This is a genomic window from Streptomyces sp. NPDC001709 (assembly GCF_053596375.1).
Genome location: NZ_JBSFGB010000062.1, coordinates 16,331 through 29,817 on the forward strand (window position 1 = coordinate 16,331; position 13,487 = coordinate 29,817).

Genomic DNA, 13,487 nt, shown 5'->3' on the forward strand with positions numbered 1-13,487 from the left:
CAGTGGTCAGCTCGTCTTGCCCAGGGCCCGTTGCACCAGGCCTGCCAGGTCCATCGCGTCGATCAGTTCCTCCGCGCCGGCGGTCGCCGACGTCCCGGCGGCCGACGCGTCCGCATCCGCCTTCTCGCCGCTGCCGCCCTGACCGTCCTGGCCGTCCTGGGCGTCGCTCTCGTCGGCGAGGCCCAGCAGGGCCTCCAGTACGCCGGCCTCCTTGAACCGTGCGAGCGGAACGGAGGCCAGGACCCTCCTGAGTTCGTCCTCACGCACCTGCGGACCGTCGTCCGGCTCCCGCAGCAGCTCTGCGCGGAGCAGGCCGACCAGCGCCTCCGGGGTGGGATAGTCGAAGATCAGCGTCGCGGGCAGCCGGAGTCCGGTGGCGGCGCCGAGGCTGTTGCGCAGGTTCACGGCTGCCAGCGAGTCGAAGCCGACCTCCTGGAACGCCTGCCGCGGGCCGATGCCTTCGGCGCCGCCGTGGCCGAGGACGGTCGAGGCGTGGCTGCGCACGAGACGCAGCAGGATGCGGTTCTGCTCGGCCTCGGAGACGGCTCGCAGGGAGTCCGCGAGGGACGAGGCCGCGTCGTTGTTCTCGCCGGCCTGCTGCGCCGCCTGGAGCACGGCCTTCGCCTCGGGCAGGTCGGCGAACAGAGAGCTGGTGCGGACCGAGGTGAACGCCGGAATGAAGGCACTCCAGTCCATGTCGGCCACCGCCACGAACTTCTCGTTGCCGCCCACCGCCTGCACCATCGCGGTCACCGCCAGCTGCGGGGCCATGGGAAGGACACCGCGGCGGCGCAGCTGCGCGAGGGCCTCCTCGTCCATGCCGATGCCGATCTGATCGAGCGCGCCCCAGGCCAGCGACGTCGCCCGCAGGCCCCGGGCACGGCGCCACTCGACCAAGGCGTCCAGAACGGCATTGGCCGCTCCGGACGCTCCTTGACCGCCGCCGCCCCACACACCCGCGATCGAGGAGAACACCACGAACGCGTCGAGCGGTGTGTCCTCGAACTGCGCGTCCAGCCACAGAGCGGTGTCCACCTTGGCCGCGAACACCTCGGCGAGATCGGCCACTTCGGTGTCGTCGAGGGAGCCGGCCCGTGTGATGTCGGCGGCGTGCACCACCGCGCTGAGCGGCTGCTCGGCCTCGGACACCAGGCGCGCGACGGCGTCCCGGTCCGCGTCCGCGCAGAACTCCACCGTCGCGCCGACGCCGAGCGCGGCCAGCTCGGCGCGCAGTTCCGGCACGGCCTCGTCGGGCGCGTGCGCGGTGGTGGTGACGACGAGCCGGTCGGCGCCGGCGAGCGCCAGCCACACCGTGGCGTGCCTGCCGAGTCCTTCGGCACCACCGGTCACCAGGACGGTGCCCCGTGGCTGCCAGCGGCCGTCGGCGGCCGTCGCCTCCGGTACGGGCTTACGGACCAGCCTGCGGCTGTAGACGCCCGAGCGCCGCACCGCCAGCTGGTCCTCGCCGGCGGCGCCGTTCAGCACGCCGAGCAGGTACTGGGCCGTACGGCCGTCCGTCTTGGCAGGCAGGTCCACCAACCCGCCCCACCGGTCCAGCCGTTCCAGCGCGGCAGCCCGGCCGAGGCCCCACAACGCCGCCTGCGCGGGCGAGGTCAAGGTGTCATGGATACCGATGTTCACCGCGCCCCTGGTCAGGCACCACAAGGGCTGGGTGACATTGCGGTCCGCGAGGGCCTGGACCAGCGCGAGCGTCGACGCCGTCACCGCGAGCGGCTCCTGCGGACCGCCCGCCGCCTGCAGCGCGAGCAGCGACAGCACTCCGGTCACGTCCTGTCCGGCCAGTGCACCGGCCAGCAACTCCGCGAGCCGCTCCCGCGTACGCTCGTCCTCACCGACTTCAAGCCTGACCATGCCGAGCCCTTGACCGCTCAGCTCCTGAAGAAGCGCATCAATGGCGGCGTCATCCGAACGCTCGGACGGTACGACGACCAGCCAGCGTCCGCTCGGCACACCTGTGGCTTCGCGCTCCAGCGGCTGCCAGGTCACGTGATAGCGCAGCTTCTCCGCGCTCGACTGCTCACGCCGCTTGCCGCGCCACTGCGCGAGCACGGGCACGACCGTGCTCAGCGCGGTGCGCTCGTCGGCCGAAGCCATCTCCAACAGCTCGGTGAGCGAGTCCAGGTCAGCGTGCTCGACCGCCTGCCAGAAGTCCGAGTCCACACTTTCGGAACCGTCTGCGGCGGTGCCGGCCGTGTCCTGCGCCTCCTGGAGCCAGTAGCGGTGGTGGTCGAAGGCGTACGTCGGCAGGTCCACGCCCGCTGACGCGGCTCCGGCGGCCGGGAGTACGCCGGTCCAGTCCACCGGTACTCCGCGCACGAACAGCTCGGCCACGGATGCCAGCAGGCGGCGCATTCCGCCGTCCTCGCGGCGCAGCGAACCGGTCACCACCGTGTCCGCCGCGTCGTCATCGGCGGCGAAGACGGTTTCGGTGATCGGCTGGACCAGCACCGGATGAGCACTGATCTCGACGAAGACACCGTGGCCCTGGCGGATCAGGTCGGCGACGGCTGGGCCGAAACCGACCTGGCCGCGCAGGTTGCGGTACCAGTAGTCGCCGTCCAGAACACCGGCTTCAGCGATCCATGCGCCGGTGACGGTCGAGTAGAAGGGGAGCGCCGGCGCCTGAGCGTTAATTCCGTAGAGAGTGTCGGCCAGCGTCTCGCGGATGTCCTCCACGTGGCGGGTGTGCGAGGCGTAGTCCACGGCCACACGCCGCACGCGGATGCCGTCGTTCGCGAGAGCTGCGAGCGCCTCGTCCAGGGCCTGCGCGTCACCGGCCACGACCACGGACGACGGGCCATTGACCGCCGCGACCTCGACACGATCCGACCAACGCCCAAGCCGCGCGACGGCTTCGTCCTCACTCAGCGCGACCGAAGCCATGCCGCCACGCCCGGCAAGCTGCTCAGCGATCGCCTGACTCCGCAGCGCCACGACCTTCGCCGCATCCTCCAACGACAACGCACCGGACACACACGCAGCCGCAATCTCACCCTGCGAGTGCCCCAGCACCGCATCCGGACGCACCCCGACCGACGACCAGACGGCAGCCAGGCCCACCATCACGGCAAAGCTGGCCGGCTGCACCACATCGACCCGCTCCAGCAGCTCCGGCTCCTCACCGCGCAGGACGTCCACGAGCGACCAGTCGATCCAGGGCTCAAGCGCAGCCGCACACTCCGCAACCCGCTCCGCAAAGACCGGCGACTCGGCCAGCAACTCCCGGCCCATACCGACCCATTGCGAGCCCTGACCCGGAAACACCCACACAACCTTGCCCGGCCCGCCCGAACCAGTACCGCCGACCACCAGGTTGGACGCGCTCTCGCCGCGTGCCAGCGCCTGGAGCCCGGCGAGCGCATCCTCGTCGGAGTCGGCCACGACCACCGCACGCTCACCCAACAGCGCCCGGTTGGCGACCAGCGCTCCAGCGACACCCGCCAGCGGCACCCGACCGGCGTCCTCGGCACTCTCGATGAACGCCGCGAGCCGACCCGCCTGCCCCGCGAGCGAACCGGCACTCCGCGCCGACACCACCAGCGGCACCACGCCCGTCGACACGAGCGCCGGTTGCTGTGCCGCCTCTTCCGGCGCCTCCTCCAGGATCAGATGCGCGTTCGTCCCGCTCGCGCCGAACGACGAGACACCCGCGCGGCGCGGACGGCCCTGCGTCCTCGGCCACTCCCGCGCCTCCGTCAGCAACTCCACCGCACCGGCGGACCAGTCCACCTGCCGCGTCGGCTCATCCACATGCAACGTCGCCGGAAGCACCTCGTGCCGCAACGCCTGCACCATCTTGATCACACCAGCCACACCCGCAGCCGCCTGCGCATGCCCGATGTTCGACTTCAACGACCCCAACCACAGCGGCTTCCCCGCGTCCCGGCCCTGTCCATACGTCGCCAGCAACGCCTGCGCCTCGATCGGATCACCCAGCGCCGTCCCCGTACCATGCGCCTCCACCACATCCACATCCGCCGGACCCAGCCCCGCATTGGCCAGCGCCCTACGGATCACCCGCTGCTGCGAAGGACCGTTCGGCGCCGTCAGACCATTCGACGCGCCGTCCTGGTTCACCGCACTGCCGCGCAGCACCGCCAGCACCCGGTGTCCACGCTCCCGCGCCACCGACAGCCGCTCCAGCACGACCACACCGACACCCTCGGACCAGCCCGTACCATCCGCCGCCGCCGCGAACGCCTTGCACCGACCGTCGGCGGACAGACCTCGCTGGCGCGAGAACTCCAGGAAGGCGTCCGGACCGGCCATGACCGTCGCGCCGCCGGCGAGTGCCATCGAGCACTCGCCCTGCCGCAGTGCCTGCGCCGCCAGGTGAATGGCCACCAGTGACGACGAGCACGCCGTGTCGACGGTGACCGCCGGGCCCTCGAAGCCGAACACGTACGACACGCGGCCCGAGGCCACGCTCGCCGCCGTACCGGTCATGAGGTAGCCCTGGACGTCTTCGGGTACGTGGTGCAGCCGGGTCACGTAGTCGTGGTGGACGATGCCGGTGAAGACGCCGATGTCGCTGCCACGGGTGGACAGCGGGTCGATTCCGGCCCGTTCCAGTGCCTCCCAGGAGGTCTCCAGGAGGAGTCGCTGCTGCGGGTCCATCGCCAGGGCCTCACGAGGCGAGATGCCGAACAGTGCGGCGTCGAACTGCGCGGCCTCGTGCAGGAAGCCGCCGGAGCGGGTGTAGCTGGTGCCGGCGTGGTCCGGGTCCGGGTGGTACAGGCCCTCCAGGTCCCAGTCGCGGTCAACCGGGAAGCCGGACACCGCGTCCCGGCGTTCCATCACGAGCTTCCACAGCTCCTCGGGACTGTCCGCTCCGCCCGGCAGCCGCGTACTCATGGCCACGATGGCGATGGGCTCGTCGGAGGTCTCGGCGGCCGGGGCCGTGAGGGTCAACTCCTCCTTTTCGCCGAGCAGTTCGGCGCGGAGGTAGCGGACCAGTGCCCGGGGGGTCGGGTAGTCGAAGACGAGCGTGGCGGACAGGTCGACGCCGGTGAAGTCGTGCAGCCGGTTGCGCAGCTTGACCGCGCCGAGCGAGTCGAAGCCGAAGCTCTTGAAAGGCTGCTCCGCGCCGAAGTCGAACGCGTCCGCCTCGCGGTGGCCGAGTACGACCGCGACGCTCTCCTTGACGAGCGCCATCAGCACACGCTGCTGTTCCTCGGCCGGCAGTCCGGCCAGCCGAGCGGCGTACGCCTCGCCTGCGCCGTCGCCGCGGGCCACGACGCGCCGGACCAGGCCACCGGACGCCGGCACGTACTCCTGCGCGACCTTTCCGGGAACGTGTTCCTGCGCGGCCTTCCCGGGAACGTGCTCCTGCGCGGCCTTTCCGGAAGCCGCGTCCATGCTCAACGGGCCCAGAACGGCGACCGGTTCGCCGACGAGGTCCGCCAGTTCGACGAGGTACCGTCCGCCGTCCACCTCGGTGATCCGCAGCCGCAGCGCCGTAGCGCCCTGCGCGTACACCGTCAGACCGGCGCAGTCGGCGAGGTCACGGACGTGCAGCGGCTCGGCGCCGGTCGGATCGGCTGCCGTACGGGCGTCCAGGACGCGCAGCGCGGTGTCGAGGAGTACCGGATGGAGTACGAAATCGGCTGCCTCGTCGGCCAGTTCGTCCGGTAGCGCGATCTCCGCGAAGGTGTGCTCGTCCCGCTGCCAGACGCGGTGTGCGCCGGGCACGGGTACGGATGCGGCGCTGTCCGCGGGCGGTGTCCAGGTCCGCAGGTCGAAGGCCGGCTGTGGGATTCCGGGAGTGAGGACGGCGCGGGCGGCGCATGTCCAGGGCCCGGCTTCCGGGTCGAGGGAGCGGCCGTGGACGGTGACGCGACGGCGGCCGTCCTGGTCCGGGTCGTCGACCGTGACCCGTATCCGGGTGTGGCCGTGCTCCGGGACCGTGAGCGGGTCCTCGACGACGATCCGTTCGAGGCCTCCGCAGCCGACCTCGTCGCCGGCCCTGAGGATCATCTCCAGGACGGCGGCGGCCGGAATCCTGGTGGTGCCGTCCGTCTCCGTGGCCGCGCCGAGCAGGCCTCGGCTGCGCGGCGACAGGCGTCCGGTGAGGACGACGCGGACGGTGCCGTCGTCGCCGGGCACCTCGACGACGGTGCCGAGCAGCGGGTGCCGGACGCCGACGGTGCCGAGGGCCTCGGCGCCGCCGACCGAGGCGGTGTCGGTCTCGATCCAGTACCGCTGGTGCTGGAAGGCGTAGGTCGGCAGCTCGGTGCCGGTCGTGGTGGCCGGATGCCCGAGGACGGCCGGCCAGTCCAGGTCCACTCCGCGTACGTGCAGCTCGGCGAGCGCCGTCAGGACGTCGGCGGGCTCGGTGCCGTCCTTGCGGAGCGTGGCGACACAGCCGTGCTCCTGGACTCCCGGCGTGCCGAGCGCCATCGCGGAGAGTACGCCGCCGGGACCCACTTCGAGGAAGGTCGTCACGCCCTGCTCGACGAGCGCGGTGACGGCGTCACCGAACCGCACCGCGCCGCGTACCTGGTCGGCCCAGTAGCCGGGGGTCGCGAGCTGTCCGTCCCGGGCGAGGTGGCCGGTCAGCGTGGAGACGACCGGAAGGGTGGCCGGCCGGTACGTCAGGCGTTCCGCGACCGTGCGGAACTCGTCGAGCATCGGCTCCATCAGCGCGGAGTGGAAGGCGTGGCTGACGGTCAGCCTGCGTGTCTTGTGGCCGCGTCCGGCCAGTTCGGCGGCGACGGCGAGCACGGCGTCCTCGGCACCGGAGAGCACCAGCGCGTCGGGGCCGTTCACGGCGGCGACGCAGACGACTCCGGGCGCCTGGGCGAGCAGGGAGGTGAGGTCGGCCTCGGTGGCCTGGACGGCGACCATCGCGCCGCTCTCGGGCAGGGCCTGCATCAGCCGGCCGCGTGCCGCGACGAGTTCGGCGGCCTGGTCCAGGTCGAGGACTCCGGAGACGTGCGCGGCGGTGATCTCGCCGATCGAGTGCCCGGCGAGCAGGTCCGGTCGCACGCCCCACGACTCGAAGAGCCGGAACAGCGCGGTCTCCAGGGCGAACAGGCCGCCCTGCGTGTACATGGTGCGGTCGAGCAGCCCGGCGTCGGGCGATCCCGGCGCGGCGAGCACGACATCGCGCAGCGACCGCTCGGCGTGACCGCGCAGGTGTGCGTCCACGGCGGAGCACGCGGCGGCGAAGGCGTCCCGGAAGACCGGGAAGGCGGCGACGAGTTCGCGTCCCATGCCGGCCCACTGGCTGCCCTGGCCGGTGAAGAGCACGGCCAGCTTGCCCGGCGCGGATGTGCCGGTGACGATCGTCGGGCTCGCCGTGGTCTGGCCGAACGCGGTGAGGTCGGCGCGCAGCCGGTCCCGGTCGGCGGCCAGGACGACGGCGCGGTGGTCGAGTTGGGCGCGGGCGGTGGCGAGGGCGTGCGCGATGTCGGGAAGAGGTGTGTCGGGCCGCTCGTCGAGGAAGCGGGCGAGCCGGTCGGCCTGGCCGCGCAGTGCGGCTGCGGTTCGCGCGGACACCGGTATCGGTATCGGTATCGGCACGGGCGCCGGCTCGGGCACCGGCTCAGGCGCAGGGCCGTCGGCCTGTCGCGGCGCGGGCTTCGGTCCGCTGGACGCCGGCTCGTCGGCGGCCTCTTCGAGGATGATGTGCGCGTTGGTGCCGCCGATGCCGAAGGAGGACACTCCGGCGCGGCGCGGATGGCCCTCGCGTGGCCAGTCGCGGGCCTCGGTCAGCAGTTCCACGGCTCCGGCCGACCAGTCGACGCTGGTCGAGGGCCGGTCCACGTGCAGCGTCCGCGGCAGGACGCCGTGCCGCATCGCCATGACCATCTTGATCACGCCGGCGACGCCGGCCGCGGCCTGAGTGTGGCCGAGGTTCGACTTCACGGAGCCGAGCCACAGCGGCCGGTGCGGATCACGGCCTTGTCCGTAGGTCGCGAGCAGCGCCTCCGCCTCGATCGGATCGCCGAGCGTCGTGCCGGTGCCGTGCGCCTCGACGGCGTCCACGTCCGTCGTCGACAGACCGGCGTGAGCCAGGGCCTTGCGGATGACACGCTGCTGCGAGGGCCCGTTCGGCGCCGTGAGGCCGTTGGACGCGCCGTCCTGGTTGACGGCGCTGCCGCGTACCACCGCCAGGACCTTGTGCCCGTGCCGGCGGGCGTCCGAGAGCCGCTCCACCAGGAGCAGTCCGGCGCCCTCGGACCAGCCGGTGCCGTCCGCACCGTCCGCGAACGCCTTGCACCGGCCGTCCGGCGCGAGGCCGCGCTGCCGCGAGAACTCGACGAACGTCTCCACGGTGCCCATCACCATGACACCGCCGGCCAGGGCCATCGTGCACTCGCCGCGGTTGAGGGCCTGCGCCGCCATGTGCAGGGCCACCAGCGAGGAGGAGCAGGCCGTGTCGACCGTGATGGCCGGGCCCTCGAAGCCGAGGTGGTAGGCGATACGGCCGGACAGCACACTGCCCGAGCTGCCGGTGAGGCGGAAGCCTTCGACGCCGGACGCCTGGTGCATGCGCACGCTGTAGTCGTGGCTGTTGACGCCGACGAACACGCCGACGTCCTGTCCGGCCAGGCTCGTCGGGTCGATCGCGGCCCGCTCGAAGGCCTCCCAGGACGTCTCCAGCAGCAGCCGCTGCTGCGGGTCCATCGCCAGCGCCTCGTTCGGCGAGATACCGAAGAAGGCGGCGTCGAATCCGGCGGCGTCGTCGAGGAAGGCGCCGTGGCGCACATAGGTGGTGCCGGCGTGATCGGGATCCGGGTCGAAGAGCCGGTCGGTGTCCCAGCCGCGGTCGTCGGGGAACTCGGTGACGGCGTCGACACCATCGGCCACCACCCGCCACAGGTCCTCCGGGCTGTGCACGCCGGCGGGAAAACGGCACGCCATCCCCACGATCGCGATCGGTTCGTCGTCCGTGCCGGAGCGGACGGCGCAGGCGGCGGGCTCGGCCACGGGCTGCGAAGCAGCACCGAAGAGCCTGGCGTGGAGCTGCTCGGCGAGCAGCTCCGGTTTCGGATAGTCGAAGACGACCGCCGGAGACAGGGTGATGCCGGTGGCGGCGACGAGCCGGTTGCGCAGCTCCACCGCGGTCAGCGAGTCGAAGCCGGCCTCCTTGAACGACCGGTCGGCGCGTACGGCGTCGGCGGAGCCGTGTCCCAGAACCTCGGCGGCATGCCGCCGGACCAGGTCGACCAGGGCCTCGGTCCGCTCGGTGCCGTCCAGCACGGCGAGGCGATCCGCCAGGGACACGGCGGCGGACGGTGCGCCGGCCCGGGCCGTCGGCCGCGGCGCGGGCGCGAGAGCACGCAGCAGCGCGGGAACCGGAGCGTCGGCCGCCGCGCGCCGCAGAGCCGTCACGTCGAACTTCGCCGCCACCAGCGTGCCGTCCGTGTCCGGCTCGGCGGTCAGCGCGGCGTCCAGGAGCGCCATGCCTTCGGCGGCGGTGAGTCCGGCCATGCCGATGCGCCGGTTGCGCCGCATGTCCGCGGCGCCAAGGTGCTCGGTCATGGCACTGACCGTCGACCAGTAGCCCCAGGCCAGCGACACCGCCGGCAGGCCGAGCCGGTGCCGCTGCCGCGCCAGCGCGTCCAGGCCGGCGTTGGCGGCGGCGTAGTTGCCCTGTCCGGCGTTGCCGAGGACACCGGCCGCCGAGGAGAACAGTACGAACGCGGCGAGGTCCAGGTCCCGGGTGAGCTCGTGCAGGTGCAGCGCCGCGTCCAGCTTGGGCCGCAGCACGGTGTCGACGCGCTCCGGGCTCAGCTCGGTGAGCACTCCGTCGTCCAGGACTCCGGCGGAGTGCACGACGGCCGTCAGCGGATGCGCCGCGGGTATCTGCCGTATCAGCGCTTCGAGTTGGGACCGGTCCGATGTGTCGCAGGCGGCGACGGTGACCGTCGCGCCCAGCGCGGTCAGCTCCTCGCTCAGCTGCGGAGCGTCGCCGCGGCGGGAGGCCAGGAGCAGGTGGCGGACGCCGTACGCGGTGACCAGGTGCCGCGCCGTCAGCGCACCGAGCGTTCCGGTGCCGCCGGTGATCAGTACGGTGCCTTCGGGATCGAGGCGACGCGCGTGCGGTCCGGTTTCGGCGGCCACGGCCGGCACGCGTGCGAGGCGCGGCACCTCGGCGACACCGCCACGCACTCTCACCTGCGGCTCACCGCTGAGCACCACGGCCGGCAGAGCGGAACGCGACGCGTCGTCGAGCTCCACGAGCACGATCCGGTCCGGGTGCTCCGACTGCGCCGAACGCACCAGACCCCACACCGCCGCCGCGTCGAGCCCGTCGCAGTCCGCCGTGACCACGGCCAGCCGGCTCTCCTCCAACGCGGGCTCCGCGAGCCACGCCTGCAGGACGGCGAGGACCGCAGCCACCGCCGCGCGCGGGTCACCGTCAGCAGGCCCGGCCTGGGCGTCGTACAGGAGGACGTCCGGAGCGGGCCCGCCTGCTGTCACCAAGGCGGCGACGTCCTCGCCGCTCGCGACGGACACCATGACGAGGGCCTGGTCCACATCGGGAAGCGGCACCTGCGTCCAGTCGACGCGGAACAGCGAGTCGTGCGGCAACACACCGGCGATTCCGGCCTGCTCGGGCGAGAACGGCGCTCCGCGCACATCCTCGACCACCATGACGGGCTGCCCCGTGGCGTCGCTCAGCACGAGACCCGTCCCCTGCGCCGCCGTACCACCCTGCCGCACCTGCAGCGCCGCAGCGCCCGAGGCGAGGAGCGACACACCGGTCCACACGGACGCGAGCATGTCGCTCGGCAGGACCGTACGGACGGCGGCGTCGAGGAGCGCCGGATGCACTCCGTAGCGGTCCGCGTCACGCAGAGCGGCACCGTCCAGGACGACTTCGGTGAACTCGGCGTCTGGTTCTGCGTGCGCGTTCGCGTGCGGCTCACGGGCGGCAGGCGCCAGCGTGCCATGCGCATGCCGCGTCCACTTCGCGTCCAACGGAGCATCGCCGGCCCGGGAGTAGACCTCCACCGGCCGCCGCAGCGCCTCATCGGGCCCACCGACGACGACCTGCACGCTACGGCCGCCCTGCTGCGGCAGCACGACGGGCGTGTCGACGGTCAGTACGTCAATGACAGGCGTGGAGGCCAAATCACCGAGCCGGATGGCCAGTTCGACCAGAGCGGCGTTCGGTACGACGACCGTATCGGCCAGGAGGTAGTCGGCAAGCCAGGGCTGCGCCTTGAGGGACCACCTCGACGTGGCCAGCAGCCCGTCCGAATCCGGCACACTCACGACCGCACCGAGCAGGGGGTGATCGGCTCCGGCGAGTCCGAGCAAGGCGGCGTCACCACCGGTCTCGGCCGGCTGGAGCCAGTAGTGCTGGTGGTCGAAGGCGTACGTCGGCAGGTCCACGCCCGCTGACGTGGCTCCGGCGGCCGGGAGTACGCCGGTCCAGTCCACGTTGACGCCGCGCACGAAGACCTCGGCCACGGATGCCAGCAGGCGGCGCATTCCGCCGTCCTCGCGGCGCAGCGAACCGGTCACCACCGTGTCCGCCGCGTCGTCATCGGCGGCGAAGACGGTTTCGGTGATCGGCTGGACCAAGACCGGATGCGCGCTGACCTCGACGAAGACACCGTGGCCTTGGCGGATCAGGTCGGCGACGGCTGGGCCGAAGCCGACCTGGCCGCGCAGGTTGCGGTACCAGTAGTCGCCGTCGAGGACGCCGGCCTGGTCGATCCATGCGCCGGTGACGGTGGAGTAGAAGGGAAGCGCCGGCGGCTGAGCATCTATGCCGGACAGGGTCTCGGCGAGCGTTTCGCGGATGTCCTCCACGTGGCGGGTGTGCGAGGCGTAGTCCACGGCGACGCGCCGCACGCGGACACCGTCGTCCGAGAGGACTTGAAGTGCCTCGTCCAGGGCCTGCGCGTCACCGGCGATCACCACAGAGGACGGCCCGTTGACCGCCGCGACCTCGACACGATCCGCCCAACGCCCAAGCCGCGCGACCGCCTCATCCTCGCTCAGCGCGACCGAAGCCATGCCACCACGCCCGGCAAGCTGCTCGGCGATCGCCTGGCTGCGCAGCGCCACGACCTTCGCCGCATCCTCCAGCGACAACGCACCCGCGACACACGCAGCCGCGATCTCACCCTGCGAGTGACCGACCACCGCATCCGGCTCAACACCCACGGACGCCCACACGGCGGCCAGACCCACCATCACGGCGAAACTGGCCGGCTGCACCACATCCACGCGCTCCAGCAGCTCCGGCTCCGCCTCACCCCGCAGCACGTCCACGAGCGACCAGTCGATCCACGGCTCAAGCGCAGCCGCACACTCCGCGATCCGCTCCGCAAAGACCGGCGACTCAGCCAACAACTCCCGGCCCATCCCGACCCATTGCGAGCCCTGACCCGGAAACACCCACACAACCTTGCCCGGCGTCCCCGAACCCGAGACCACACCCGCCGCACTCTCACCACGCGCCAACGCCCGCAGCCCGTCCAGCGCCTCCGCCTGTGAACCGGCCACCACCACCGCACGCTCACCCAGCACCGCACGGCCGGTAACGAGCGCCCGGGCCACCGACGCCGGCGACACTTCCTCGGCACTCTCGATGAACGCCGCGAGCCGCTCCGCCTGACCCGCCAGCGAGGCGGCGCTGCGCGCCGACACCACCAGCGGCACCACACCCGTGGACCCGAGCGCCGGTTGCTGCGCCGCCTCTTCCGGCGCCTCCTCCAGGATCAGATGCGCATTCGTCCCGCTGATACCGAACGCCGACACACCAGCCCGGCGTGGACGCCCCTCCGTCCTCGGCCACTCCCGCGCCTGCGTCAACAACTCCACCGCACCGGCGGACCAGTCCACCTGCCGCGTCGGCTCATCCACATGCAACGTCGCCGGAAGCACCTCGTGCCGCAACGCCTGCACCATCTTGATCACACCAGCCACACCCGCAGCCGCCTGCGCATGCCCGATGTTCGACTTCAACGACCCCAACCACAGCGGCTTCCCCGCGTCCCGGCCCTGTCCATACGTCGCGAGCAACGCCTGCGCCTCGATCGGATCGCCCAGCGCCGTCCCCGTACCATGCGCCTCCACCACATCCACATCCGCTGGAGCGAGCCCCGCGTTGGCCAGCGCCCTGCGGATCACCCGCTGCTGCGACGGCCCGTTCGGCGCCGTCAGACCATTCGACGCGCCGTCCTGATTCACCGCACTGCCACGCAGCACCGCCAGCACCCGGTGCCCACGCTCCCGCGCCACCGACAGCCGCTCCAGCACAACCACACCGACACCCTCGGCCCAGCCCGTACCATCCGCCGCCGCCGCGAACGCCTTGCACCGACCGTCGGCAGACAGACCTCGCTGGCGCGAGAACTCCACGAACTGGTCGGGCGTCGCCATCACAGCAACGCCGCCGGCCAGCGCCATCGAGCACTCGCCCTGCCGCAGCGACTGGCCCGCCAGGTGAATGGCCACCAGCGACGACGAGCACGCCGTGTCCACCGACACCGCCGGAC

1 protein-coding gene is annotated in these 13,487 nt (G+C 72.2%); it reads right to left on the reverse strand.

Going from position 1 to position 13,487, the window contains the following annotated elements; translation table 11 throughout:
* Positions 1-6: 6 nt before the first annotated feature.
* Positions 7-13,487, reverse strand: a 13,481-nt coding sequence (locus tag ACWC0C_RS44580; protein WP_450870623.1) for a type I polyketide synthase, incomplete at its 5' end; no start/stop codon positions are given.